At 66.4% G+C, this 26,538-nt stretch carries 23 protein-coding genes and 1 tRNA gene; 18 read left to right on the top strand and 6 right to left on the bottom strand.

Annotated elements, in window-relative coordinates; translation table 11 throughout:
• Positions 1-12 precede the first annotated feature (12 nt).
• The 4 genes from ACYRGX_RS09945 to ACYRGX_RS09930 form a co-directional block, all read right to left on the bottom strand.
• Complete coding sequence (locus tag ACYRGX_RS09945; RefSeq protein ID WP_473056398.1) at positions 13-858, bottom strand: alpha/beta hydrolase; 846 nt, start codon at positions 856-858, stop codon at positions 13-15.
• A 239-nt stretch (positions 859-1,097) separates the two neighbouring features.
• Positions 1,098-3,158, bottom strand: a complete 2,061-nt coding sequence (locus ACYRGX_RS09940; protein ID WP_473056397.1) for a TonB-dependent receptor domain-containing protein — start codon at positions 3,156-3,158, stop codon at positions 1,098-1,100.
• A gap of 166 nt (positions 3,159-3,324) precedes the next feature.
• A complete protein-coding gene (locus tag ACYRGX_RS09935; protein ID WP_473056396.1) occupies positions 3,325-4,659 on the bottom strand; it encodes a histidine kinase sensor domain-containing protein in 1,335 nt (444 codons plus the stop codon).
• Entirely contained in the window at positions 4,659-5,360 is a 702-nt protein-coding gene (locus ACYRGX_RS09930) for a response regulator transcription factor (protein WP_473056395.1), read from the bottom strand. The genes ACYRGX_RS09935 and ACYRGX_RS09930 overlap by 1 nt, the downstream gene beginning before the upstream one ends.
• 145 nt (positions 5,361-5,505) lie before the next feature.
• On the opposite strand from ACYRGX_RS09930, the gene ACYRGX_RS09925 reads away from it, so the two are divergent.
• The 4 genes from ACYRGX_RS09925 to ACYRGX_RS09910 all read left to right on the top strand — a co-directional run bounded on the left by ACYRGX_RS09925 (position 5,506) and on the right by ACYRGX_RS09910 (position 11,454).
• Positions 5,506-8,238 carry an ATP-binding protein gene (locus ACYRGX_RS09925; RefSeq protein WP_473056394.1) on the top strand — a complete coding sequence of 911 codons (2,733 nt, stop codon included), beginning with the start codon at positions 5,506-5,508 and terminating at the stop codon, positions 8,236-8,238.
• 9 nt (positions 8,239-8,247) lie between these two features.
• On the top strand, positions 8,248-8,685 hold the full coding sequence (locus ACYRGX_RS09920; protein ID WP_473056393.1) for a hypothetical protein: 438 nt from the start codon (positions 8,248-8,250) through the stop codon (positions 8,683-8,685).
• The gene (locus tag ACYRGX_RS09915) at positions 8,682-9,077 is read left to right on the top strand and encodes an META domain-containing protein (protein WP_473056392.1); all 396 of its coding nucleotides are present in this window, start codon (positions 8,682-8,684) and stop codon (positions 9,075-9,077) included. Before ACYRGX_RS09920 ends, ACYRGX_RS09915 begins: the two co-directional genes overlap by 4 nt.
• Positions 9,078-9,162: 85 nt before the next feature.
• Positions 9,163-11,454 (top strand): putative bifunctional diguanylate cyclase/phosphodiesterase, encoded by a 2,292-nt coding sequence (locus ACYRGX_RS09910; protein ID WP_473056391.1) that lies wholly within the window; start codon positions 9,163-9,165, stop codon positions 11,452-11,454.
• Here ACYRGX_RS09910 and dinB read toward each other — a convergent pair.
• Positions 11,431-12,516, bottom strand: a complete 1,086-nt coding sequence (gene dinB, locus ACYRGX_RS09905; protein ID WP_473056390.1) for a DNA polymerase IV — start codon at positions 12,514-12,516, stop codon at positions 11,431-11,433. The genes ACYRGX_RS09910 and dinB overlap by 24 nt on opposite strands.
• Positions 12,517-12,660: 144 nt before the next feature.
• Here dinB and ACYRGX_RS09900 point away from each other — a divergent pair.
• The 9 genes from ACYRGX_RS09900 to ACYRGX_RS09860 all read left to right on the top strand — a co-directional run bounded on the left by ACYRGX_RS09900 (position 12,661) and on the right by ACYRGX_RS09860 (position 18,570).
• Positions 12,661-12,737: transfer RNA gene (locus tag ACYRGX_RS09900), tRNA-Met, on the top strand.
• Positions 12,738-12,883: 146 nt separating this feature from the next.
• Positions 12,884-13,120 (top strand): hypothetical protein, encoded by a 237-nt coding sequence (locus tag ACYRGX_RS09895; RefSeq protein ID WP_473056389.1) that lies wholly within the window; start codon positions 12,884-12,886, stop codon positions 13,118-13,120.
• 70 nt (positions 13,121-13,190) lie between these two features.
• Positions 13,191-13,454: a hypothetical protein gene (locus ACYRGX_RS09890; protein ID WP_473056388.1), complete on the top strand. Its 264-nt coding sequence runs from the start codon at positions 13,191-13,193 to the stop codon at positions 13,452-13,454.
• 89 nt (positions 13,455-13,543) lie between these two features.
• Complete coding sequence (gene rimO, locus ACYRGX_RS09885; RefSeq protein WP_473056387.1) at positions 13,544-14,866, top strand: 30S ribosomal protein S12 methylthiotransferase RimO; 1,323 nt, start codon at positions 13,544-13,546, stop codon at positions 14,864-14,866.
• Positions 14,867-14,904: 38 nt separating this feature from the next.
• The gene (locus ACYRGX_RS09880; protein WP_473056386.1) at positions 14,905-16,005 is read left to right on the top strand and encodes an AbrB family transcriptional regulator; all 1,101 of its coding nucleotides are present in this window, start codon (positions 14,905-14,907) and stop codon (positions 16,003-16,005) included.
• Between the two features lie 88 nt (positions 16,006-16,093).
• Positions 16,094-16,450, top strand: a complete 357-nt coding sequence (locus ACYRGX_RS09875) for a DUF1304 domain-containing protein (protein WP_473056385.1) — start codon at positions 16,094-16,096, stop codon at positions 16,448-16,450.
• A gap of 110 nt (positions 16,451-16,560) precedes the next feature.
• Complete coding sequence (locus ACYRGX_RS09870; RefSeq protein ID WP_473056384.1) at positions 16,561-17,067, top strand: Hsp20/alpha crystallin family protein; 507 nt, start codon at positions 16,561-16,563, stop codon at positions 17,065-17,067.
• 53 nt (positions 17,068-17,120) lie between these two features.
• Positions 17,121-17,534 (top strand): lysozyme inhibitor LprI family protein, encoded by a 414-nt coding sequence (locus ACYRGX_RS09865; protein ID WP_473056383.1) that lies wholly within the window; start codon positions 17,121-17,123, stop codon positions 17,532-17,534.
• Positions 17,535-17,595: 61 nt separating this feature from the next.
• The gene (locus ACYRGX_RS09860; protein WP_473056666.1) at positions 17,596-18,570 is read left to right on the top strand and encodes a 2-hydroxyacid dehydrogenase; all 975 of its coding nucleotides are present in this window, start codon (positions 17,596-17,598) and stop codon (positions 18,568-18,570) included.
• 21 nt (positions 18,571-18,591) lie between these two features.
• Here ACYRGX_RS09860 and ACYRGX_RS09855 read toward each other — a convergent pair whose 3' ends face one another.
• Complete coding sequence (locus ACYRGX_RS09855; RefSeq protein WP_473056382.1) at positions 18,592-19,488, bottom strand: polyprenyl synthetase family protein; 897 nt, start codon at positions 19,486-19,488, stop codon at positions 18,592-18,594.
• A gap of 131 nt (positions 19,489-19,619) precedes the next feature.
• On the opposite strand from ACYRGX_RS09855, the gene fni reads away from it, so the two are divergent.
• The 5 genes from fni to ACYRGX_RS09830 are packed head-to-tail and all read left to right on the top strand — an operon-like array spanning position 19,620 to position 25,506.
• On the top strand, positions 19,620-20,657 hold the full coding sequence (gene fni, locus ACYRGX_RS09850; protein WP_473056381.1) for a type 2 isopentenyl-diphosphate Delta-isomerase: 1,038 nt from the start codon (positions 19,620-19,622) through the stop codon (positions 20,655-20,657).
• The gene (locus ACYRGX_RS09845; RefSeq protein ID WP_473056380.1) at positions 20,654-21,934 is read left to right on the top strand and encodes a glycosyltransferase; all 1,281 of its coding nucleotides are present in this window, start codon (positions 20,654-20,656) and stop codon (positions 21,932-21,934) included. Before fni ends, ACYRGX_RS09845 begins: the two co-directional genes overlap by 4 nt.
• A complete protein-coding gene (crtY, locus tag ACYRGX_RS09840) occupies positions 21,924-23,096 on the top strand; it encodes a lycopene beta-cyclase CrtY (protein ID WP_473056379.1) in 1,173 nt (390 codons plus the stop codon). Before ACYRGX_RS09845 ends, crtY begins: the two co-directional genes overlap by 11 nt.
• On the top strand, positions 23,093-24,580 hold the full coding sequence (locus tag ACYRGX_RS09835; RefSeq protein ID WP_473056378.1) for a phytoene desaturase: 1,488 nt from the start codon (positions 23,093-23,095) through the stop codon (positions 24,578-24,580). The genes crtY and ACYRGX_RS09835 overlap by 4 nt, the downstream gene beginning before the upstream one ends.
• A complete protein-coding gene (locus ACYRGX_RS09830; RefSeq protein ID WP_473056377.1) occupies positions 24,577-25,506 on the top strand; it encodes a phytoene/squalene synthase family protein in 930 nt (309 codons plus the stop codon). Before ACYRGX_RS09835 ends, ACYRGX_RS09830 begins: the two co-directional genes overlap by 4 nt.
• Positions 25,507-26,538: the final 1,032 nt, after the last annotated feature.

The raw sequence follows: 26,538 nt of genomic DNA, 5'->3' as shown, positions 1-26,538 counted from the left end.
AGCGGGTTCAGCTCAACGCGCCTGCGCCATCCTCAGGGCCTCGGGCAGGCTCAACGCCAGCATGCGACCATGGTCGGCACCGGCGAAGCGCTGATAGTCGACCCGCAGGCCGGGCACCTGCGCCAGGCGCGCGCCCAATTGCCTTGCCGCATCCCTGGGCACCGCGCTCACCGCCGCCCGTCGCGCGGCGACCCTGGCCGGGTCGGCACCCGGGGGGGCGCTGCGCCGGGAGACGTCCGCATCGCCCACCAGCAACGCGAGCCGCCGCTCGCCCGGCACAGAGTCGAAGGCTGCAGCCTCCTCCAGCAGGTAGCCGTCGTGCCACCACAGGGAAGCATCGGCCGCCACGTAGCGGGTGAACAGCTGCGGTCGGGTGAACAACGTATGCAAGGTCAGCAGGCCACCGTAGGAATGTCCCCAGAGGGTGCGACGCTCACTGTCCAGCGGCACCTGGGACGCCACCCAGGGCATCACCTGGCGCTCCAGCAGATCGAGGAACGCCCCCGCGCCACCGTTGCGCCGGCCGTCGGCGAGCGCGTCGCGCATATCGATATCGCCGTTGACTGCCGGGGTGTAGTCATAGGCACGCCCCTCCAGGTCGAAACGCTGGCCATTGGCGTAGCCGAGGAACACCAGCACCGGCGGATCGTCCTGCAGGGCCTGCAAGTGGCTGTCATCGAGCGCACTCAGCGCCGCGTTGCCATCGAGCAGGTAGAGCACCGCAAAACCCTTCGTCGGCGCCTTGGCCTTCGGCGTGGCGATCCAGACGCGGTAGTGCCGCGCGCCATCGACGGCGTCGAAGTCGCGTGCATTGAAGTCGTAGAAGGCGGAGCGATGATCGACAAGAGTCTCGGGCATGACGCTATCGATGCGGGATTGGGCCAGGGCGCAGGGCATGAGGCCCAGGAGCAGGCAGAGAGACAACGTGCGAAGCGGCATCGGGAAATCCGGCGGGCGAGCAAGGGAATGGCACCGACTACTGTGCCGTCTTGGCGTCGAATTGCAACGTCCAAATGCAATCAATTCCCAAAAACACGGACGCCACGGGCGACGGCCTCGCGGTACCGTCGTCCGTGGCGCCTGCTATCGAGGATGGATCAGAAGTCCATCGTCAAACCGACGTTGAGCCGCCGCCCATCGAGCACCGCCTCGTAGTCCTCGTTGGTGACTTCCTTATTGGCGACGTTGTACAGACCGACCTTCAGGTCGACGTCACGGGTCAGCGCGTAGACCATGCCGATGTCGATGAAGCCATAACCCGGCGTGCCTTCGCTCATGCTGGTGCGGCTCAGGTAATCGGAGGTCTTGCTGCGGTAGTTGCCCTGCAGCCAGGCGTCCAGGCGCGGTGTCACGGCCCAGTCGAGCAATGCGTTGGCCATGTGCTTGGGCTGCTTGTTCAGCGGCTCGCCCTGGTAGTCACCGGTCTTCTGCTCGGACTCGGTGTAGGTGTAGCTGCCGCGCAAGGTCATCGATGGTGTGAAGGCGTAATCGACCGTCCATTCCACGCCCCGCATGACCGCTTCGTCGACGTTCACGCGGGTGCTGAGGAAGTACCACTGCTCGCCACCGTAGCTACAGGCCCAGTTCGCATAGATGTCACGGTTGGCGCTACCCGTGGCGTCCGTGGAGCAGGTGCGAACCTCGGAGATCTTGTCCTTGTACTGGGTGTAGAAGACCATCAGGCTCGAGGCCAGGCCCCGTTCGCGGTTGTCGTAGTTGAAGCCCACCTCGTAGTTGGTGCTGGTTTCCGGCTGCAGATCGGGGTTGCCGATGATCGCGCCGCGGGCGTGCGGCGCGTAGGACTGCCAGCCACCGCCCCCAGTGGTCTGGCCGAAGCCTTCGGCAGCATCGGTCAGCGACGGCTGTTGGTAGCCCGTGGAGATACCCCCCTTGAGGGTCAGGGTCGGCGAGAAGGTATAGACGCCATACAGGCGCGGAGACACCTGGCCACCGAAGAACTCATCGTCGTCGTAGCGCACCCCGGTGGTGATCGCCAGGTCATCGGTGACGCCCCACTCCACCTCGGCGAACAGCGCGGCCAGCCAGCGATCCAGGTGTCCCGGCGCATCGGCCACGCCGGTGCCGATCAGGCCGTTGTCCTTGCGCGTCAGGTCTTCCTGGGTATAACGCCCGCCGAAGGTGACCACGTGGGGGCCCCAGAAGTAGCTGGCCTGACTGTTGAGGACGGTGACTTCCTGCTCCTTGGTGAGCTCCTGGACCCGCTCGGAGACGTCACGCTGCAGGTAGGTCTTGACCTGGAAGCTGTCGTAGAAGCCCTCATGGGACAGGACATACACATCCTTGTCGTACTCGGTGCTCGAACGGGCCCCGCCCTCGGAGACCGGCAACACGCTCTTGCCGGGATGATTCACTTCGTCCAGGCGCGAAGCGTCGTAGCTGACCGCGAAACGGTTCATGTCGTCGGGCGTCAGGTAGAGCTCGATTCCGCCCTGCTTGCGCTTGCCGTCCGGCTCGCTGGCGGCACCGTCGCTGCCACCGACGTATTCGCTCTCGTCGGTACGCGTGAAGCTGCCGTTGACGCTGGCGCCGAGCAGGTTCGGCACCAGCGCGCCAGCGGCATAGACGCTGGTCACCGACTGGTCCTCGTTGAGGTCGTTGAACGAGCGCGAGTATTCGCTCGACAGCGTGCCGGCCCACTCATCGCCTCCCTTGCGCGTGATGATGTTGATCACCCCACCCATGGCCTCCGAACCGTAGAGCGACGACATCGGCCCGCGGATGACCTCGATGCGCTCGATCATCGACAACGGCGGCAAGGCGATCTGCTTGCCTCCATCGCTGCCGTTGGTGTTGACCGAGCGTCCGGCGGAGATCGGCCGGCCATCGACGAGGTAGAGGGTGTAGGACGAACTCATGCCACGGATGCTGATGTCCTGGTTGGAGCCGCCACCGGTGACGTACACACCGGGGATGTTCTTCATCGCATCGACGATGCTGGTATAGGACTGCTTCTCCAGGTCCTCGCGGGTGATCACCGAAATGCTCGCCGGCGCCGTGGCGATGTTCTGTTCATAGCCCGCGGCGCTGACGACGTTGACGCTTTCCAGTTCGATGGCTTCCTGCGCCTGTGCGCTCGCACCCATCAGGCTCGCCAGGCTGACGCCACAGGCCAGCCGGCTACGCGGGGAACGGAACATGAATGGTGATCTCCTAGATGAAAGTCCTGGCATGAGCGCCCCCATCCAGGTCACTCGGAGGCGATCTGGCTCGACGCATGAGGGGGCTCTTCGAGTGACACCGGCGAGGACCGATGACTCGTTAAATGCTATTCATTGTCATTTGAGAGTAAAGCTCGTTTACAATCTATACACCTGCCAGGCAAAAACTCACGCGAAGCCCTGGCTCGCGGTTCTCCGCCCAGATACGCCCTCCGTTGAGCGCCACGATGTTCTTCGCCAGGGACAATCCCAGACCGAAGCCCCCGGTGTCCGGACGTGCCGCATCCAGGCGGACGAAGGGCTCGAAGATCCGTTGCAGATCTTCGTCATCGACGCCCGGCCCCTGATCCTCCACCCAGAGCAACCAGTCGCGCCCCTCCCGGCGCCCCCCAAGGCGCACCACGCCGTCCGCTGGAGAGTGGCGAATGGCATTGCGCAGCAGGTTCTCCAGCATCTGTGCCATACCATTGAGATGCCCGTGCACGCGGCAGTCCTCGGGCAGCTCGCACGGCATGCGCTCGGGCGTCCAGCCGCACTCGAACGCCGCGTCCTCGCGTAAGAGCTGCCACAGCTGCGCCAGCTGAATCGCCTCAGCAGGCAACCGAGGGCGCTCGGCGTCCATCCATACCAGGTCCATGGTGTCCGCCACCAGGCGCTCCATCACGTCCACCTCGCGCTCCAGACGCTGGCGCAGTGCCTCCACCGGCAGCGCTCGGTCGCCAGCCACGCGCAGACGACTCAGGGGCGTGCGCAACTCGTGGGACATCCCGCGCAACAGCTCGCGCTGCATATCGAGCATGCCCTGCAAGCGCTCGGCCATGAGGTTGAACGCCTGCGCGACCTCGCCCAGTTCGTCGCGCCGCCGGGCGATGGCGGGAATCACACGTGCCGAGAGGTCGCCACCGCTCAGAGCCAGGGCCTGGCGCCGCAATTCGGCCAGCGGGGCGATGAAGCCGCGGTAGAGCAGCAGGCCCAGCAGCAACGCGAGCGTAGCGGGCAGCACCCGTTGCAACAGCGGATCGAGCCAGACCTTGTAGCGCCGCGGATCCAGGGCCTGGGGCAACTCGAGCACCAGCCGCGCCTCGCCATTCGGCCAAGGCACGGTGAAGGTCGGCGTGCCACCGGGACGACCGAGCCAGCCATCGAGCTGTCGCACGAAGTCCAGCCTGTCGCGCTCGGCCTCGCTCAGCGGCTGCGTGGAAAGCGGGGTCGCGCCATCGTCGAGCACCACGACGGCCCAGATGTCATGCCGCTCGCGCAATTGCCGGAGGAAGCGCTCGACCCCCACTGCGCCCTCAGTGTCCCAGGCCTGCTGGGCCTGGCCCGCGTAGTCACGCAGTTGTTGTTGGGTCGTTTGCGGGAGGTAGTTGAACCACTGCGTCACCCGACTGGCGACGTCCACATGCAGGCTGACCAATAACAGGCCGAACAACGCGAGCAGCCCGGCCAAGCGCCAGAACAGCGAGTAACGACCCGGCATCAGGCCTCCTGCAGGCTGAGCAGATAGCCCTTGCCCCAGACCGCTTCGATGCGCATGCCGTGGTAATCCAGGGCAGCCAGTTTGCGGCGCACGTTGCTCACATGCATGTCGAGGCTGCGGTCATGTTGCGAGTAGCCACGGCGCAACACCTGCTGATAGAGGAACGGCTTGCTCAGCACTTCGCCGGCGTGTCGGTTGAGGGTTTCCAGGAGACGGAACTCGGTGGCGGTCAAACCGGCCCAGGCCCCGGCGAGCGCCACATCGGCGCGCATCTCGTCGAATACCAGCTCGCACTGCGCCCGACTCGGCGCCTGGCCGCGCTCGTAGGCCACCCGGCGCAGGATCGCCTCGATACGTACGCGTAATTCACCGATGCTGAAAGGCTTGGGCAGGTAGTCGTCCGCCCCGCTGGAGAAACCGCTGATGCGATCCTGCTCGCTGCCCAACGCCGACATCAGGATCACCGGCACGTGCCGCTGACGACGCAACCGCGCGAGCAGTTCCAGCCCATCGATCTCGGGCAGGAGAATGTCCAGCAGCACCAGAGCGAAGGTCGGGTCCGCGGCCAGCTCCAGCCCTCGGCGGCCGGTGCTGGCGAGCGTTACCTGATAGCCGTGTTGCGTCAGCGCTTCCTTGAGGTGTGCGCCCAGCAGCGGATCGTCCTCGATGGCAAGGATCTGGCGATCGTCGTATGGCTGCATGATTCCCTTCCCAATACAAATGCGAATAATTCTTTCTCGAAGCCGACATCGCTGTCCAGTCTCTTCCACTGCGCTCATCTCCAGGTGAAAGCGTCGGGCCCAACCTCTACACTGGCGGCATTCATGGCGGGACTCAGAGCGAACGGTGTTTCAGGACCTCGGAATCAAGGGCCGCGTGCTGCTGCTCACCTTGCTGCCCACCAGCCTGCTGGCCCTGGTGCTCGGCGGCTACTTCATCTGGACGCAGCTGGCCGATCTGCAGGCGCAGTTGCTGCAGCGCGGGCAGATGATCGCCGAACAGCTGGCCCCGCTGGTCGCGCCGCCGCTCGGGGAAAATGATGCCGCGCGTCTACGACGCATCGCCGAGAGCACCCTGGACAAGGAGGACGTGCGCTCGGTGAGCTTCCTCAACGCAGCCCGTGAGCCGCTGGCGCACGCCGGCCCGCGCATGCTCGGGCCCGGCCCGGAGCCGTTGGAAACCGGCTTGGCACTGAGCAGCTCGGCAGATACCACCCACCTGCTGCTGCCGGTAGTCGGTGGCACTGAACGGGTCGACACCGGCGATGCTCGTCTGCTGGGCTGGGTGGAGCTGGAGCTGTCGCACCAGCCGACGCTGCTGCGCGGCTACCGTCGGCTATTCACCAGCCTGCTGCTGATCGGCAGCGGCCTGTTGATCACCGCGCTGCTCGCGGCGCGCCTGGGGCGCACCATCAGCCAGCCGCTGCGGCGCATCGGCGAAGGCGTGGCGCAACTGCGTGACGGGCAGTTGCAGACCCGCCTGCCACACTTTCGCAGCCAGGAGCTGACCGAACTGGCCAAGGGCATCAACGGCATGGCCGAAGCCCTGCAACGCGCCCAGGAAGAACTGCAGCACAGCATCGACCAGGCTACCGAGGACGTCAGGCAAAACCTCGAGACCATCGAGATCCAGAACATCGAGCTGGACCTTGCACGCAAGGAGGCCCTGGCCGCGAGCCGCATCAAGTCCGAATTCCTGGCCAACATGAGCCACGAGATCCGCACGCCGCTCAACGGCATCCTCGGCTTTACCCAACTGTTGCAGAAGAGCGACCTGTCACTGCGCCAGCGCGATTACCTGGAAACCATCGAGAAGTCCGCCAGCAGCCTGCTCGACATCATCAACGAGATCCTTGATTTCTCGAAGATCGAGGCCGGCAAGCTGGTGCTCGACAGCATTCCCTTCAACCTGCGCGACGTGGTCGAGGAGAGTCTCACCCTGCTCGCACCCACCGCCCACGGCAAAGGCCTGGAGCTGGTCAGCCTGATCTATCGCGACACGCCGCTGTCGCTGGTCGGCGACCCGGCACGGCTGCGTCAGGTCTTCACCAACCTGATCGGCAACGCCATCAAGTTCACCGCCGAGGGCAGCATCGTCGTACGGGTGATGGTCGAGGACGAGAGCGACGAGCGCGCGCAACTGCGCATCAGCGTGCAGGACACCGGCGGCGGCTTGAGCGAAGCCGAGCAGACCAGCCTGTTCCAGGCCTTCAGCCAGGCCGACAACTCGATCAGTCGGCAGGTCGGCGGCACCGGCCTGGGGCTGGCGATCTCCAAGCGCCTGATCGAGCAGATGGGCGGCGAGATCGGGGTGCAGAGCGAGCCCGGAGAAGGCGCGGAGTTCTGGATCGGGCTGCGCCTGCCCAAGGCCCATGCCACGCCCGAGGAACGACTCTCCACCCCCTTCGGCGGACGCCGTGCGCTGGTCTTCGAACGCCACGAACTGGCACGCCAGGCATTGCTGCACGGCCTGGAGGACTGCGGCCTGAGTTGCCAGGTCTGCGCCACCCCGCAAGAGCTCATCGAGCAGGTACGCCAGGCAGGCGGCGACATCTCGCTCGCGGTGCTCGGCGTCCAGCCACAGACCGAGACACCCGTGGTGCTGCGTGAATGGCTCGCGCAACTCGATGCCCTGGGTTGCCAGAGCCTGCTCTTCTGCCCCACCAGCGAGCTGACCCGCTATCTGGAAATCATCCCCGAGCGCAGTACGACGCTGCTCGCCAAGCCGGCACACCTGCGCAAGCTGCAACGCGCCCTGCAATCACTGGAGAACCCCCAGGCTACGGCGTCGAACAATCCCCCCCTGCGCTTTCGCGAGCCGCTGCCAAGGGTTCTCTGCGTCGACGACAACCCGGCCAACCTGCGGCTGGTCGAAACGCTGCTGCAGGACATGGGCGCGCGGGTCGTCGCGGTAGACAGCGGCAGCGCCGCCCTGCAGGCGAGCGCCGAGCAACACTTCGACCTGATCCTCATGGACGTGCAGATGCCTGGCCTCGACGGCCGCCAGACCACGGAGGCGATTCGTCGTCGCGAGGTCGCCGAGGGCAGCGCCCCCGTACCGATCGTGGCGGTGACCGCCCATGCCCTGGCTGGAGAGCGCCGCGAGCTGCTGCACTGCGGGATGAACGACTATCTGGGCAAGCCCATCAGCGAGGGACAGCTGGAGCAGATCGTGCTCAAATGGACGTCCGCCAGTTCCGGCGAAGCGCCCATCGAGCCGCCCCTGCCCCGTGCTCCCCGCAGCCAGGCAGTGCTGGACCCCGACGAGGGTCTCGTCCTTGCCGCCGGGCGCCCGGAACTGGCGCGGGAAATGCTCGACATGCTGCTCGCGGGTCTCACCGCGGATCGCCTGGCGCTGCGCCAGGCCCGTGAAGCGGGCGACGCCCAGGCGCTGCTGGAGCGGGTGCATCGCCTGCATGGTGCCACCCGCTACTGTGGCGTCCCTCAACTACGCACCGCCTGCGAGCTCTGCGAAACCCTGCTCAAGCAGGGCGAACCGAGTGCCGAGGCAGCCCTGGTCGTTCTCGACCAGGCCATCGAACGACTGCAACTGGCGACCGCCAGCAGCGAAACATCCTAAAGAACGACTATGGCCGTACACGATTTCCGCTACTCCCTTCTCAACCCCCAACACACCCTCAGCGAATGCCGGGCACTTTCTCCGGGGCGCTACCAGGTCACCGGCAACGGCGGCTCGATTCGCGCGGGCGATACCCTCCTGGTGACGCTGCGTGGCAGTCGCGACCTGCACATGGAATTGGAGGTGGAGAAGGTTCGCCACCTGATCAAGCCCGCCGGGCAATGGCTGGCGGTCACCCGTGGTCCGGTGTTCGGCGAACTGTCGATCCTCGATGCCGAACTGATCTGCGACAGTTGCGGCAAGCAGCAGGCCTTCCAGTTCGCCGTGGATGCCAGCCAGGGGGCCGCGGCTCGCGAAGCCGCTGCGACGCAGCGTATCGCCGAACTCGGCTGGCTACGCAGCGAGGCCGGTGACGCCTGTCCGCAATGTCGCAAGGAACAACCATGAAAGCCCTGCCTCTCGCCGCGCTGGCGCTGCTGAGCGGCTGCGCCAGCCACGCCAAACTGCAGACGGAGCGCACCTACCAGGTCCAGTGGCTCGGTGAACGGCCGCGCCTGGAGGAAACCCAGGTCAGCATCACCCTGGCCGAGGATGGTCGCGCCTATGGCAGCACCGGCTGCAACCACTGGTTCGCCAGCTACCACCTCGACCACCATCATCTATCCTTCGAGCACCCCGGCAGTACCCGACGATTCTGCTCGCCCCTGCTGCAGGAACAGGAGCAGCGCTTCCTCGCTCTTCTCTCCAGCATCCAGCGCTGGAAGCGGGGCGATGGCGAAGAGATCAAGCTGCTGTCTCCCGAGAGGGAAGCGCTTCTACTCATCCCCATAGCCGAGTAGAATTTTGACGCCATCTTTATGGCGAACGCCAGTGAAGTGTGCGATCTTCCCGCGCGGGATTTCATAGAGCAGGAAAGGCTCGTGTATGGACAGGCTGCGGCGCTACCTTCTATTAGCGAACAGGGATGACGATACGGAAGGCTGGCGCACCAGCGTTCTGCGCATCCTGCTGCTCAGCACCCTGATAGCGCTACTGGCCGTCACGCTGCAAAGCGGCCTCGACGCCTGGAGACACCAGCGCTACCGGATCGTCGGCGTCGAAAGCCTCTTCTACGTAACCTCGATCGGCATCCTCTGGCTCAGCGGGCATCGCCGCAAGACCTCCTTCGCCGCCTTCCTTGTGATGCTCTACGCGGCGGGATTGGTGATCCTGCTCGGCACCGATGATCCCTGGTTGCAGCGCGTCGGCGCCGTCATAAGCTACTGCGCGCCGCTACTGGCACTGATCTTCTTCGGCTGGATTACCGCACTGCTGGCGGCCCTCGTGAACATCCTGCCGTTCTGGCTGACCCTGAGCCTCGAACAGGTCAGCCTGCCCCAACTGCATCTGCAACTGCCCAACAGCCCCCTCTATGTGAACGCCCTGCTGTACGTCTTTCTCAGTTGCAGCCTGCCGCTCGCCGTGGCCCGCATGACGCACGGCCTGAGCCGTTCCAAGCACCGCCAGGCCGCCCTGGACGCCCAGCTCAAGCACAGCCTGAGACTGCACCAGGAGCAGTTCGAGAACATTGGACCGGCATTGATCTGCGCGCCCCACGGCGAAATCCTCGAAATCAACCAAAAGGCCCGCCAACTCCTGGATATCGCCGAGGCGCCCCCCGGGAAACTGGCCGATCATCTTCGCAGCAGCAGCAACCAACCGCCCAGGCTCCTGACCTACGAACAGGTGCAGGACTGGACGCTAGCCGGAAAAGGGGTACACACCCCTCGCTGGCTGAGAATCAGCTTCGGCGAGCCCAGCGCGCATGGCGAAAGACTGGTCACCCTGCGCGACGTGACGCACCTGCGCCAGTTGCAGAGCGACCTGCGCGCACAGACCAATCACGCTCAGCAGGCACAACTGCAGGATGCCCTCACCGGCCTGCTCAACCGCGCCGGCGCCGCCGCACGCCTGGCGCAATGGCAACACGAAGCGCCGCAGCGCCCCATTGGCGCGATGGGCATCCACCTCGACGATCTCGGCTATCTCAACGACACCCACGGCACCGAAGCAGGCAACACCCTGCTTGCCGGCCTGGCCCGGCAACTACGCCAGGCGGCCCCGAAAGACGCCCTGCTGGCCCGCATCAAGGGGGCGACCTTTCTCCTGGCCAGCCCAACCATCGGCGACGAAGCCAGCGCCTTCGAGCAATTACAGCGCCTGCGTGGGGCATTGCCCGAGGCGCTTACCCTGACAGCGGGTATCGAACATCGTCCGCAACTGAACTTCGGCCTGGCCTTCTACCCCCGCGATGCCGCCGAGGGACTCAGCCTGATACGCCACTGCGAGCTGGCACTGACCCAGACCCGCCACAGCCGAGACGGCAGCGTGGCGGTGTATGACGCACAACGCGCACGCCGCAGCTATCAGCGCACCGACCTGCTGCTGCGCCTGCGCCGGGCGCTGGAGCTAGACCAGTTGTTCCTGCTGTTTCAGCCGCTGGTGGACGCCGAAGGCAACCTGCACAGCCTCGAAGCGCTGGTGCGCTGGCGTGACGAACAGGGGAACCTGATCCCGCCGGACCAGTTCATCCCGCTGGCCGAAGAATCCGAACTGATCGTAGAGATCGACCAGCGCGTGCTGGAACTGGCCTGCGAGCACATGGGGCGTTGGAAAAGCTGGTTCGGGCAGACGCCGCAAGTGGCGATCAACCTCTCGGCCCGGGACATGCAGTCGGCCGACCTGCTGCTGCGCCTGGAGGCCGCCCTGAGCCGCAACGGCCTGCAGCCCCGCGAATTGGAACTGGAAATCACCGAGAGCAGCCTGCTGGGTGAAACCCGGCAGACCCGCTGCAACTTCGCCCAGCTCTACGCCCGTGGCTTCCCGATCACCCTCGATGACTTCGGCACCGGCTACTCATCGCTCAGCCGCCTCACCGAACTGCCCATCAGTCGGCTGAAGATCGACCGTGCGTTCCTCGCCGACGTACCCGGCAACCCACGTCAGGAAACCCTGGTGAAGAGCATCATCGCCATGGGCCGGCAGATGGACCTGCGCCTGGTTGCGGAGGGCGTCGAACACCACGCGCAGTTGCACTACCTCGACGAGCTGGGCTGCGACAGCTTCCAGGGCTACCTGTTCTCGCCCCCGCTGAACGTTGCGCAGATCGAGGAACGCCTAGCCCAACGGGAGCACCCCGGCTTCCCGCCCCAGTCAGGCGTCAGCCTCGCCGAATAGCTCCAGTTGCTCGCCCCGCGCACGCAGGTCGAGCAGCCGCACCCCTACGCCGAGCAGTCGCACCGGACGCGCACCGCGAGCGAAGGCCTGCCCCAGCAAGGCGCGGTAGCTGTTCAGATCGAGGGCGGCGCCAGCCTGTTCCAGCGTGGTCTGGGTGAAGTCGTGGAACTTCACCTTGACGAAGGGCTTGTCGGGGCGATAACTGGCGTCGAGGCGCGCCAGGCGCCCCTGCATCTCTTCCAGCAACGCAGGGAGCTGGGCCTCGCAGGCAGGCAGGTCGGGCAGGTCCTGGTCGAAGGTGTTTTCCACGCTCAGCGACTGCCGCCGGCTGTCGATCTTCACCGGACGCTCGTCGATCCCTCGCGCCAGGCTCCAAAGACGCTCACCGAAACTGCCGAACTCGCGCCGCAGCGACACCCGATTCCAGTCGCGCAGTTGTTCGCAGGTCTCGATACCCAGTCGCGACAGGTGTGCGGCGGTTACCTTGCCCACGCCATGCAGACGCGCCACGGGCAGTTCACGCACGAAGGAGTCCACCGCCTGGGGCGGAATCACGAACAAACCGTCCGGTTTGCGCCAGTCGCTGGCGATCTTGGCCAGGAACTTGTTTGGCGCCACCCCGGCCGACACGGTGATGCGCAGGTCTTTCCAGACCCGCTGGCGAATGTCCTGGGCGATACGCGTGGCGCTGCCCTCGAAGCGCGAGCAATGCGATACGTCGAGATAGGCCTCGTCCAGCGAAAGCGGCTCGATCAATTCCGTGTAGTCACGGAAGATACCGTGGATTTCCCTCGAGGCCTGGCGGTAGACCTCGAAGCGCGGGCGCACGATCAACAGGTCGGGACAGAGCTTCATCGCATGCCGCGAAGACATCGCCGAACGCACCCCGTAGGCCCGCGCCTCGTAGTTGCAGGTCGCGATCACCCCACGGCGCTCGGCCGAGCCACCGACCGCCAGCGGACGACTCGCCAGGCTCGGGTCGTCGCGCATCTCGATGGCCGCGTAGAAACAGTCGCAATCGACATGAATGATCTTGCGTAGCGGCTGGGTCTGCCCCGTCAATTGCCCTCCCCGCGCCACTCGGTCTGCCGGCGCATTCCTGACGATGATAACCCCGAGCAGAACTAACTTACTGAGGAAAAACCACTTTTTCCTGACCGAGGGGTTGACAGCCGAAACTTTGACGGTAGAATGGCCGCCATCAGACGCGGGATGGAGCAGTCTGGTAGCTCGTCGGGCTCATAACCCGAAGGTCGTCGGTTCAAATCCGGCTCCCGCAACCAAATCAGGAGAAGCCCCGGCAGCGCAAGCGCCGGGGCTTTTTTCTATTTGGCCTGCCATCAGTCTGCACGATTGAACGTTCCAGGTAGCGGCCAGTCTGTGTGACAGGAACTCTCCAAACCCACCCGATGATCGCGAGGCATGGTCCATGCAATTCGCCTGGTTTGCCATGAAGAACCCCGACCTGCTCGCCGAACGCCTGGACGAAGATCAGGTGGAGATCATCGCGCCTACCTTGCACGGACTGCAGTTTCCGTCTCGGCGCGTCCCTGTGCAGCAATTTCTCAACACTGCCCAGCTCGAGACCGTGCTGCGCGAGTTACGCGAAGAGCGTGACCTGCTGGAAACTGGCGGCGTGACCCAACACTCCGGGCAACGTCGTTGACCCTCTGCCCATGCCAAGCGTCTGCCCATGACGCGCCCAGCGCCTGCACGCCGCTCCGCAGAGGTCGCACATGCTGCTGCGCCTGAGTGACGCCTGCGCGATGCTCGCCGATGCGTTCCCGGAGTATCGGGTGATCTGCGAGCAGAACTATGGCGGCGACGACATTCGCCTGATCGACCCCGAGAGCGGCGCCAACCGCCTGGTGATGGTGGGCCTGCACCTACATCGCTATCAAACCAGCTCCGCCATCGTGCGCCTGGTGGCAGAGATCCAGGAAGAGCTGGTCGCCACCGAGCGCCTCGGCGCCCGCCCGGAGCAACCACTGGCGATCTAGCGGATCGCTCGGACGCTGGCAAAGCCTTCGACAGGTCGCTAGAATTGCGCGCTTTTTGTTCAGCGCCCTATTTCCACCGAGGCTACGCGATGTCCACCGCCACACCCAAAGTCGGATTTGTCAGCCTCGGCTGCCCCAAGGCAACCGTCGACTCCGAACGCATCCTGACGCAGCTGCGCTTGGAGGGCTATCAGGTAGTGCCCAGCTACCAGGACGCCGACGTGGTGGTGGTGAACACCTGTGGCTTCATCGACAGCGCCAAAGCCGAATCGCTCGATGCCATCGGCGAGGCCATCGCCGAGAACGGCAAGGTGATCGTCACCGGCTGCATGGGCGTATCCGAGAACGCCATCCGTGACGTGCATCCCTCGGTGCTCGCAGTCACCGGTCCACAGCAATACGAGCAGGTGGTCAACGCGGTGCACGAGGTGGTACCGCCGAAGCTCGACCACGATCCCTTCGTCGACCTGGTGCCCCCCCAGGGCATCAAGCTCACCCCTCGTCACTACGCCTACCTGAAGATTTCCGAAGGCTGCAACCACAGCTGCAGCTTCTGCATCATCCCGTCGATGCGCGGCAAGCTGGTCAGCCGTCCGGTTGGCGACGTGCTCTCCGAGGCGCAGCGCCTGGTCAAGGCCGGTGTCAAGGAGCTCCTGGTGATCTCCCAGGACACCAGCGCCTACGGTGTGGACCTCAAGTACAAGACCGACTTCTGGGACGGCCGCCCGGTGAAGACCCGGCTGCTGGAGCTCTGCGAGGCATTGTCGAGCATGGGCGTATGGGTGCGCCTGCACTACGTCTACCCCTACCCGAACGTCGACGACGTCATCCCGCTGATGGCCGCCGGCAAGCTGCTGCCTTACCTGGACATCCCCTTCCAGCACGCCAGCCCGAAGGTGCTCAAGGCGATGAAACGCCCGGCCTTCGAGGACAAGACCCTGGCGCGGATCAAGCAGTGGCGCGAGCAGTGTCCCGAGCTGACCATCCGCTCGACCTTCATCGTCGGCTTCCCGGGCGAGACCGAAGAAGACTTCCAGTACCTGCTCGACTGGCTCAGCGAGGCGCAACTGGATCGCGTCGGCTGCTTCCAGTACTCGCCGGTGGACGGCGCGCCGGCCAATGAACTGGGCCTGGAGCCGGTGCCGGACGACATCAAGCAGGAGCGCTGGGAACGCTTCATGGCACACCAGCAGGCCATCAGCAGCGCGCGCCTGCAAGCGAAGATCGGTCGCGAAGTCGAAGTCATCATCGATGAAGTCGACCACGAAGGCGCCGTCGGCCGCTCCGCCGCCGATGCCCCGGAAATCGACGGCAGCGTATTCATCGAAAGCACCACGCTGCAGCCCGGCGACAAGGTTCGCGTACGCATCGTCGATGCCGACGAATACGATCTCTGGGCGGAACCGGTCTGACCCACCCAGGGTAACCGCCACGACACAAGGAACCCAGGATGTCCGACGCCACCCCCACCCCGCCAAGGCACGGGCTGGCTAGCCGGGCCTCCTGGCAACACTGGGCGCTGCTGATCGGCGTTTCGCTGCTGGCGACCCTCGCCTTCGCCGAAGGCCGGATTTCCGCCGCCCTGTTGCTGGGGCCGATGATTACGGCGATCGCCCTGGCCCAGGGCGGCCTCGAACTGCGCATACCGCCGCGCGCGTTCCAGTTCGCCCAAGGCGTGGTCGGCACGATGATCGCCCATGGCATGCCTGCCGCGACACTGACCCAGATACTCGGGCAGGGTCCGCTCTTCATCGGTTGCGTGCTCTCGGTGATCGGCATCGCCGTGGCCCTCGGCGTGCTGTTGCAATACTGGCGCGTATTGCCCGGTACCACGGCGCTCTGGGGCACCTTTCCCGGAGCCGCTTCGGCAATGGCGCTGATGTCTGCGGCCTTCGGCGGCGACATGCGCCTGGTCGCGCTGATGCAGTACCTGCGCGTACTGATGGTGGCACTGGCCGCCACACTGGTCGCCCACCTCTGGCAGCTACCCGATAGTCACGCGGCCTCGCCACTGGCGCAGGACTGGCTGAATTTCGGCCCGCTCTCTGGCCTGCTGCCGACCCTTGCACTGATCGCCGCCGGCGTACTGCTCGGCACCCGCAGCCGCCTGCCCGCCGGCGCCCTGCTGCTGCCAATGATCGGCGGCATTCTGCTGCAGGACGCCGGCCTGCTGCAGATCACCCTGCCGCCAGCCTTGCTCGCCACCGCCTATGCCTTGCTGGGCTGGAGCATCGGCCTGCGCTTCACTCGCCAGGTGCTGCGCGAGGCCTGGCGTGCGCTGCCACAAGTGCTGGGCGCCATCGTTGCCTTGCTGCTGCTGTGTGGTGCCATCGCCTGGGGACTGGTGGTCTTCGCCGACGTCGATCCGCTGACCGCCTACCTCGCCACCAGCCCTGGCGGCGCCGATTCGGTGGCGATCATCGCCGCCTCCTCCGCGCAGGTCGACGTGCCCTTCGTCATGGCCATGCAGAGCGCCAGGCTGCTGGTGGTAGTCGCTATCGGCCCCGTGCTGGCGCGCTGGCTCGGCCAGCGGCTGGCAGCGCGCGACTGACCGCGATGCCTTGCGGGTTGTCGCGATCAGCCGCGACAACGCGCCGACCAACTGCCATGCTCGCACCTTGCCAGCACACGGAGTAGCCATGAACCTCATCGCCAACCTGCTGATCGCGCTGATCGCCGTTCTGCACCTGTACATCCTGGTACTGGAGATGTTCCTCTGGGAGAAACCCATCGGCCGCCGCGCCTTCGGCATGTCCGCCGAGCAGGCTCGCGCTACCCGCGTGCTGGCGGCCAACCAGGGGCTCTACAACGGCTTCCTCGCCGCCGGCCTGGGCTGGGGCCTGTTCGCCGACCTGTTGCCGGCGAAGCTGTTCTTCCTCGCCTGCGTGCTCGTCGCCGGCGTCTTCGGCGCAGCGACCGCAAGCCGCCGCATTCTCTTCATCCAGGCCCTGCCGGCCGCTCTCGCGCTGCTGTTGTGCTGGGGCGCCGCGCACTAGACGCCATCGATCGCCGAGCCCTTGAAAGCCTCTGCACAACACCCATTTGCAAAGGGCACCAAGGCAGTGGGAGCCTGTCCAAACAGGCACTGCGAAGAGGAGATGCCACGATGAAATTCGATCAGATTCGCGAGAACATGGAATCCTGGTGGGACAACCTGGCGGAAGGCTGGCGGCAGTTGTGGAAGTCCAGCGCCAACGCCCTCACCCGCTTCAAGGCCGGCGATCAGACCAACCTGCCGGAGCCGCACGAGGTGGACGATGTCGGCCTGCCCCGACCACGCTGGTCGATCCTTGGCGGTGACCTGTTCGAAGACGCCACTCGCCTGGTGGTACGCCTTGAAGTGCCCGGTCTGGACAAGGAAGACCTACACCTGGAGGTGCTCGATGACGCCCTGGTCGTCAGCGGCGAGAAACGCTTCGAGCGCGAGACCACCGACGGCCAGTGGCGTGTGATGCAGCGAGCCTACGGCGCCTTCCGCCGCGTGGTACCGCTGCCGGCTCGGGTACAGGGCGACGCCGCCAGCGCCAGCTATCGCAATGGTGTGCTGCGCGTGGAGCTGCCCAAGCTTCCCGAGCAACCCCACAGCGGCGGGCATCGCGTTAACATCGATTGATTCACCCCTCGGTGCCGGCCGTCCTGGCCGGCACCCTTGCCACGGAGCGCACCATGCCGCGCCTGCTCGTCATGCTGCTCGCCAGCCTCGCCGTAGGTGCCGAAGCTGGCGAAACCCCATCCTGCGAGGACGCCGTTACCACGATCGAGATCAACCACTGCTTGGCCGAGCAACTGGAAGGGATAGAGGCGGAAAACCGGCGCTACCTGCAACGCGCCCGCGAACAGGCCCAGGAGGATCCGCAGTTGCTCGCCGCCATCGATACCGCCCAGACGCACTGGGAAGCCTATCGATCCGCCGAGTGCGGAGCCCAGTACAGCAAGTGGCGCGGTGGGACCATCCGCACCTCGATTGTCCTGCGCTGCGAGCAGCGCCTGACCCGCGAACGCACGCATACCCTGTGGCGCAACTATCTGACCTACGTCGATTCCACCCCGCCCCTGTTGCCTGAGCCGCCCCGCGACTGATCTTGCCCGCCTGCGAGACTGCCGGCAGGATGACCAGCCCATGTCCTGCCGAGCCGAATCGATGAAGAAAACCATCCTGGCGTTCAGCCGCATTCCTGCCGAGCTGCTCGCGCCATTGGCCGATCGCTACGAAATCGTCGTGCCCAGCCCCGACAAAGGTGACATCAACGCCCAGTTCGCCGCCGCCCTGCCCCGGGCCCACGGGCTGGTTGGCGTCGGTCGCAAGCTGGGGGAAGCGCAACTGGCCGACGCCGCCAACCTCGAGGTCGTCGCCAGCGTCTCGGTGGGCTACGACAACTACGACGTGGACTACCTCACCCAGCGCGGCATCCTGCTCACCAATACGCCCGACGTGCTCACCGAGAGCACCGCGGACCTGGGCTTCTCGCTGATCCTCGCCAGTGCCCGGCGCATCGCCGAACTGGATGCCTGGACCAAGGCCGGCAACTGGGCGCGCACTATCGGCCCCGAGCTGTTCGGCAGCGACGTGCATGGCAAGACCCTTGGCATCGTCGGCCTCGGCAATATCGGCTCCGCCATTGCGCGACGCGGCGCCCTGGGTTTCGGCATGCGCGTGCTGTACGCGGGCAACACCCCCAAGCCGGCGCTGGAAGCCGAACTCGGCGCGCGCTTCACGCCCCTCGACGCGTTGCTCGCCGCCGCCGACTTCGTCTGCCTGGTGGTTCCGCTGAGCGATGCTACCCGCCACCTGATCGGCGCCCGCGAACTGCGCCTGATGAAACCCAGCGCCTACCTGATCAATCTCTCGCGCGGCGCCGTGGTCGACGAGCCCGCATTGATAGAGGCGCTGCAGCAGGGGGAAATCCGTGGTGCCGGGCTGGACGTGTACGCCAAGGAGCCGCTGCGCGAATCGCCGCTGTTCGGCATGCGCAATGTGGTCACGCTACCCCACGCGGGCTCGGCCACCGCCGAAACCCGCCAGGGCATGGCGCAACGCGCCCTGGACAACCTGGTGGCCGCCCTCGAGGGCCAGCGCCCACGCGATCTGGTCAATCCCGACGTTTGGAAAGGCTGAGCCAGTGGCTCGAACCCGACGCTAGAGATAGCGTCCGAACAGCCGCTGCAGGAAATCCGGCAACGCGCTCTGCGCACCACAGCAGCGGCGCAGCAGGACTTCGCTGCGCTGCACGTGCACACGCAGGCGATGTCGCGCCGCCTCGCGCCCGAGCAGCGACACCAGCGTTGCCTTGCCGGCATCCTGGCCACTGTCCTTGCCGCCCACCTCGGCGGCATCACCGTCTGACAGGTCGTCGCACAATTGGAAGGCCTGACCCAGTTCCTGGGCGCACTCGGCCAACGCCTCATGCACCTCGTGCCCCGCATGGGCCGCCTCGGCGGCCATCTGCAGGGCGCAGGCGAACAGCGCCCCGGTCTTCAGGTGATTGGTCACCGAGACCTCGTCCTGGGCGCGCCCTTCAGGTTCCGCGCGCAGATCCTGGAACTGGCCACGTACCAGGCCATCGCGCCCCATCGCCTCGGCCAGCAGCGTGATCATCCGTGTACGCAACAGCGGCGGCAGGTCCTGCAGGCTAGCCAGCAGGCGAAAGGCTTCGCCGAGCAGCGCAACCACCACCAGCATCGCGACGTCCTCGCCGTAGCGCACATGCAGCGTGGGACGCCCACGACGCAGACTGGCGTCGTCCATGCAAGGCATGTCGTCCAGTACCAGCGAGGCGGCATGCACCATTTCCACCACGCAGCCCAGATCCAGCAACAGGCCTTCCCTGGCTCCCAGCTCGCGCCCGGCAATCAGCAGCATCAAGGGACGCACGCGCTTGCCGGGAGAGAGCAGCGCCTCGGCCAGGGCCTGTCCCAGCAAATCGCCACTCGCGCTCGGCACCAACTGCGCCAGACGCAGGTCTACACGTTCACGCAAGTGGCCCACGTCGTCGCACAGGTCGATCACACTCGAGGGCATAGGGGGGGTGGCCATGGCAGCACTCCAGCTGGGGGCGATGGATCGGCAGCGGCGTAAACTTGTACAAGCAGCCTTTCTTGTATCATATTTGTCCAAGACCACGGTAACGGCAAGAAATGCCCGTCCGTCCATGACAAGGAGTGCCAATGGCCGACGACGCCCTCTCCCAACGCAAGCGCGACCATTTGCGCATCGTGTTGCAGGGACTCGCTCACCCACAAGCGGCCCAAACAGGTTTCGCGGCCTATCGCTTCGAGCACTGCGCGCTGCCGGAGTTGCATCTGGATGAGATCGATCTGTCCTGCGACTTCCTCGGCCGGCGCTTACGCGCGCCCCTGCTGATCAGCTCGATGACCGGCGGCGCGGAGCAGGCCAGTCGCATCAATCGTCATCTTGCCGAAGCCGCCCAGGCACTGGGTATCGCCCTGGGCGTCGGCTCCCAACGGGTCGCCCTGCAAACCGGCCGAGACTTCGGCCTCACCCGAGAGTTGCGCCAACTGGCACCGGACGTACCGTTACTGGGAAATCTCGGTGCCGCGCAGTTGCGCGATCCTGGCGGCGTGAGCATGGCCCGGCGTGCCCTTGACGCGCTCGAGGCCGACGCCCTGATCATCCATCTCAATCCGCTGCAGGAGGCCCTGCAACCCGGTGGCGACCGCGACTGGCGCGGCGTACTGGGCGCACTGCAACGACTGGTGCGCGAGTTGGGCGCACCGGTGGTGGTCAAGGAAGTCGGCGCGGGGCTCTCCGCGCCTGTGGCGCGGCGCCTGCAGGAGATCGGCGTCGCGGTCGTGGATATCGCGGGCGTGGGCGGTACCAGTTGGGCCGCGGTGGAAGCCCAGCGTGCGCGCACGTCTAGCCAGCGGGTGATTGCCGAAGCCTTCGCGGACTGGGGCACGCCGACGGCGACGGCCCTGCTGCAAGTGCGCGAAGCCTGCCCGGGTCTGCCGCTGATCGCCTCCGGCGGCATTCGCGACGGCGTGGACGCTGCCAAAGCGCTACGCCTGGGCGCGGATCTGGTCGGACAGGCGGCGGCCGTGCTCGATGCCGCCTGTGTCTCCAGCGAGGCCGTCCATAGCCACTTCACCGAGATCATCGAGCAATTGCGCATCGCCTGCTTCTGTACCGCCTCCGCCGACCTTGCCGCCCTGCGCCGCGCGCCGTTGCTGGGGCCCATGGCATGAGCCATCTGGCGTTCATCGCTCCGCCCTTCCCCAGCCATTTCGAAGCCCTGCAGGCACTGGCCATTGCGTTGCTGGAGCGTGGCCACCGCGTCACCTTCCTGCAGCGGGCCGACGCCGCGAGATTTCTCCGCGACCCGCGCATCGGCTTCCATCCGCTCGGCGAGCGCAGTCACCCGCCGGGTTCGCTGCAGGCGCTGATCGAACGCGCCGCGCGACCAGGCGGGCCGCTGGGACTGCGTCGGGTAATCCAGGACATGGCCGAGGGCACCGCGATGCTCTGCCGTGAAGGACCGGCAGCGCTGCGCGAGCTTGGGGTGGACGGGGTGATCGCCGACGAGATGGAGGCCGCCGGCGGACTGCTCGGCGAACACCTGCAGGTGCCCTGGGTTTCCGTCGCCTGCGCCCTGCCGGTAAACCGCGAGGCGCGCGTACCGTTGCCGGTGATGCCCTGGGGCTATGCCAGCACGCCCCGTGGCGAAGGGCTCAATCGCGGCAGCACCGGCGTCTACGATCGCATGATGACGCCGCACACCCAGGTCATCGAAGCCGCTGCGCGCAACCTCGGACTGCCCCCGCGCCGTGCCCTGCATGAGTGCCTTTCGCCATTGGCGCAGATCAGTCAGACCATCGCCGCCTTCGACTTTCCCCGCCTCGAAGCGCCAGCGCACTACCATGCCGTCGGACCACTGCGCCCGCCCCTGGCCGAGCCGCCGCTACAACTGCCGCTAGATCCGGCGCGCCCATTTATCTTCGCCTCGCTGGGGACTCTGCAGGGGGGACGCTTCGAACTGTTCAAGCGCATTGCCCGCGCCGCCCACCGCTGCGAAGCGCAACTGCTGCTGGCGCACTGCGGGCGCTTGAATACCCTGCAAGAACGCGTACTCGAGCGTCAGGGAGCCACCTGGGTGACTGACTTCGCCCCCCAGCGCGCCGCCCTGGCGCGGGCCGACGCACTGATTACCCACGCGGGTCTGAATACGGTGATGGACGCCCTCGCCACCGCCACGCCAATGCTTGCCCTGCCCATTGCCTTCGACCAACCCGGCGTCGCGGCGCGCGTCCAGCACAGTGGCTGCGGTCTGCGCGCCCTGCCGGCGCTGCTCGGCAGCAGTGGAATCGCCCAGCGCCTGCAACGCCTATTGCAGGAACCCCACTTCAGCGAGCGCGCCGCCCAGCTCGGCGTGCAACTGAGCCAGGCCGGTGGCGCGCCACGCGCCGCGGATATCGTCGAGCGCGCGCTCGACAGCGGCCGCCCGGTATGCGCCGATGCGTGCTGACGCCGAGCTGATCCTGGTCGGCGGCGGTCTGGCCAACGGACTCATCGCCTGGCACCTGGCCGAGGCCCGTCCGGAGTGGCGGGTATTGCTGCTCGAAGCCGCGCCTCGATTGGGCGGCGAACACACTTGGTCATTCCACCAGGGAGACCTTACGCCCACGCAACACGCCTGGTTGGCGCCGCTGGTGGAATATCGCTGGCCGGCGCAGATGGTACGTTTCCCTGAGCGCACGCGACGCATCGAGCAGGGCTACCTGAGCCTCTCCAGCACGCACTTCGATCGCCAACTACAGGCTCGCCTCGGTGCCCAGGTGTGGCTCGACACCCCGGTCGTGGACGTCAAGCCAAGCCAGGTGCGCCTGGCCGATGGCCGCACACTCCATGCCCAGGCGGTGATCGATGGACGCGGCGCCGGCCCCAACCCGCACCTGAGCCTGGGCTACCAGAAATTCCTCGGCCAGGAACTGCTGCTGCGCGAGCCCCACGGCCTGCAGTTGCCGCTGTTGATGGACGCCGACCTGCCCCAACAGGACGGCTACCGCTTCGTCTACCTGCTGCCGCTGGACAGCAGGCGTCTACTGGTCGAGGACACCCGCTACGCCGACGGCGCCGCTCAGGAGCTAGCGCAACTCCGGGAGGAGATTGCCGCCTATGTGTCCGCGCGGGGCTGGCAGGTGGAACGCTGTATACGCGAGGAGCGCGGCGTGCTGCCGATCACCTTGGCCGGCGATATCGAGGCGTTCTGGCGTGAAACCACCGGGCAGCCGCGCGCGGGCCTCGCCGCCGGGCTGTTCCATGCGACCACCGGCTATTCGCTGCCCGACGCCGTGCGCCTGGCCGAGCGCCTCGCCCGCCTTTCCACGCCCGACGCCGCGGCGCTGCATGCCGAGATTCGCGACGAAGCCCGCCGGGCCTGGCAGCGTCAGGGCTTCTTCCGTTTGCTCAACCGCATGCTGTTTCTCGCCGCCGAGCCTCAGGCGCGCTGGCGGGTCATGCAACGTTTCTATGGCTTGCCGGAGCCCCTCATCGCGCGCTTCTACGCCGGGCGCCCGACGCTTGCGGACAAGCTGCGCATTCTCAGCGGCAAGCCACCGGTGCCCCTCGGGGCAGCCCTGCGTGCCGCCCTCGCCCGACATCCGCTATCCGACAAGGACGCTCCATGAATCCAACCAAGAGCGCCGTGGTGATCGGTGCCGGCTTCGGCGGTCTGGCCCTGGCCATTCGCCTGCAGGCCGCCGGCATCGCCACCACCGTACTGGAAAAGCGCGACCTCCCCGGCGGTCGCGCCTACGTCTATCACGAGCAGGGCTTCACCTTCGATGCCGGCCCGACGGTCATCACCGACCCTGGCTGCCTGCGCGAACTCTTCGAGCTGGCCGGGCGGCGCATGGAGGATTACGTCGAGCTGCTGCCGGTCACGCCCTTCTATCGGCTCTGCTGGGAAGATGGCAGTCGTTTCGACTACGCCAACGACCAGGCCGCACTGGATGCGCAGATTCGTGCCTTCGAGCCGGCGGATGTCGCCGGCTACCAGCGCTTTCTGGCGTATTCCAAGGCCGTGTTCGAGGAAGGCTACCTGAAGCTCGGCGCCGTACCCTTCCAATCCTTCGGGCAGATGCTCGCTGCGGCGCCACAGTTGCTGCGACTGCGCGCCTGGAACAGCGTCTATACCCAGGTCGCGCACTTCATCCGTGACGAGCGGCTGCGCCAGGCGTTTTCCTTCCACTCGCTGCTGGTCGGCGGAAACCCTTTTGCCACCAGCGCCATCTATGCGCTGATCCACGCCCTGGAGCGCGAGTGGGGCGTGTGGTTCCCCCGTGGAGGTACCGGAGCGCTGGTACAGGCGCTGGTGCGACTGTTCGAGGACCTGGGCGGGCGCCTGGAGCTGAATGCGCCCGTGGCGCGCCTGGAAACCTCGGATGGCCGCCTGAGCGCCGCCGTCTGTAGCGATGGACGGCGCTTCGCCGCCGATGCCTTCGCCTCCAATGCCGACGTGGTCAACACCTATCGCGAGTTGCTCAGCGAGCATCCCCATGGGCGCCGCGAGGGGCGCCGATTGGCCGGCAAGCGTTCGAGCATGTCGTTGTTCGTTTTGTACTTCGGCCTGGACACGCAGATGCCCGATATGGCGCACCACACCGTGTGCTTTGGGGCACGCTATCGCGAGCTGATCCAGGAAATCTTCCATGGCCAGCAGTTGCCGGAGGATTTCTCCCTGTACCTGCATGCGCCCTGCGTCAGCGATCCCTCGCTGGCGCCACCCGGGTGCGCCGCGCACTACGTGCTGGCGCCGGTACCGCACCTGGGCAACGCGCCGCTGGACTGGGAACAGGAAGGCCCGCGCCTGGCCGAGCGCATCCTCGATTACCTGGAGCAGCGCTACATGCCCGGCCTGCGTCGGCATCTGGTGGTGCAGCGGCACTTCACCCCGGCGGACTTCAAGAGCGAGCTGGGCGCCCATCTGGGCTCGGCCTTCTCGCTGGAACCCATCCTCACCCAGAGCGCCTGGTTCCGCCCGCACAACCGTGACGACACGCTCGGCAACCTCTACCTGGTCGGCGCCGGCACCCACCCGGGCGCCGGCGTGCCGGGCGTGGTCGGCTCTGCCAAGGCCAGCGCCTCGCTGATGCTCGAGGACCTGACATGAGCCTGGAGCTGCAGGCCCACGCCGAACGCAGCATCGCCGTCGGCTCGAAGAGCTTCGCCGCCGCCGCACGGCTGTTCGATGCCGATACCCGGCGCAGCGCGGTACTCCTGTACGCCTGGTGCCGGCACTGCGACGACGTCATCGACGGCCAGGTGCTGGGCCACGAACTCGCCCCCCCGGACCCGGACCAGGCCCGCGCACGCCTGGTAGAGCTGCGCGCCGCCACGGCAGCGGTGTATGCCGGGCAGACGCCAGGCGACCCCGCCTTCGCCGCGCTGGCCGAAGTGGTTGGACGCCATGCCATCCCGCAATGGCTGCCGCAGGCACACCTGGACGGTTTCGCCATGGACGCCGATGGGCACGTCTACGCCGACTTCGACGATCTGCTGCTGTATGCCTACCGGGTAGCGGGCGTGGTCGGCGTGATGATGGCGATGCTGATGGGCGTGCGCGACGAGGCGGTACTCGACCGAGCCTGCGACCTGGGCCTGGCCTTCCAGCTCAGCAACATCGCCCGGGACATCGTCGAGGACGCCGAGGCTGGACGCATCTATCTGCCACAAACCTGGCTGGATGACGCAGGGCTCCCCCGCGGGGCAGTCGGCGATGCCTCCCGACGCACGGCCCTGGCCTGTCTCGCCAGGCGCCTGGTGGATGCCGCGGAGCCCTACTACGCCTCGGCCCTCGCCGGCCTGCCGGCGCTGCCGCCACGCTCGGCCTGGGCCATCGCCAGTGCCCATGGCGTCTACCGCCGCATCGGCCACAAGGTCCGCGCCCGCGGCGCGCGCGCCTGGGACACGCGAAGCGCCACCGGCACTGCGGAGAAGCTAGGCCTGCTATTACTCGGCGGCGGCCGCGCGCTGGCCTCGCGCCTACAGCAGCCGGCTACACGGCCAGCCGGACTCTGGCAACGCCCACAGAGTTAGCGTTGCAGCAGTGGGACAAGCGAGTACGGGAAAACTAGGGGAACGCGATCGGACACCTCTGCTCCTAAGAAGCACTCACCTCGGTGCGGCTTGCACCCCGGGGCCCCGTCAGGAGGCCGAGTGCAGGTGCTGCGCAGGGGAGTGAGCCGCCCGGACGGCGGCGAAAGGCCTGTGCGGTCCAGGGATGGACCGTACGGGCCGCCCCCGGAGCAGCGCCGGAGCGAGGGAACCCCAACCGCGCAGCGGTTGGGGCCGGATGCTGGGGTGCCGTTCTCTTTGGTTACTTTCTCTTGGCGGGGCGGCCATCCGTACGCAAGAGAAAGTGATTCGCCGTGCAAGGCGAAACCTGTCGCGTCAACCGAGGAAAGCGCGGCGGTCGCATACCGAAAACCACAGACCCCAGCGGTAGCGGCTCAAGATGATCGTGCCCACGCTCCTGCGTGGGCAGGCCTCCCGAGACGCTTCGCGTCTCCAGTGCACCAGGCCTTCGGTGCCAAAGCACAGTTGTCGGCGTTCCTCCGGAATTCCTGGTTTCGCCCTGCTGGGCGACGTCCTTTCGTCGTGGCAAAAGGACGCAAAACCGTTGCCCCGGCGATCCGGCCCCTCCCGCTGCGCGGACGGGGTTCGTTCACCCGGACCAACGGGGCGTTTGGGTGCCGCCCGCCAATAAGTAGGATGGGTTCAGCGCAGCGATACCCATCACGCCGCCACGATGGGTATCGTCGCTACGCTCCTCGACCCATCCTACGGGGCCGGGGCCGAGCAACGCGACCACCGATGACGCGGCACGCACCCGGAACCCCAACCGCGCAGCGGTTGGGGCCGGATGCTGGGGTGCCCTTCTCTTTGGTTACTTTCTCTTGGCATTTCAAGAGAAAGTGACTCGCCGTGCAAGGCGAAATCGGTAGTCCCACCTGAGGAAAGTGCAACGCTCCTACACTCAAGCACAAAACCACAAACATCAGAGGCAGCTACAACGCTCACAGTTAAGGATTAGCGCCAGCGAGCGCACCGAGCCTTGAGTGCCAGCTG

The sequence above is a fragment of the Pseudomonas sp. R4-15 genome (assembly GCF_055768815.1).
This window is presented reverse-complemented; position numbering and strand designations above follow the sequence as displayed.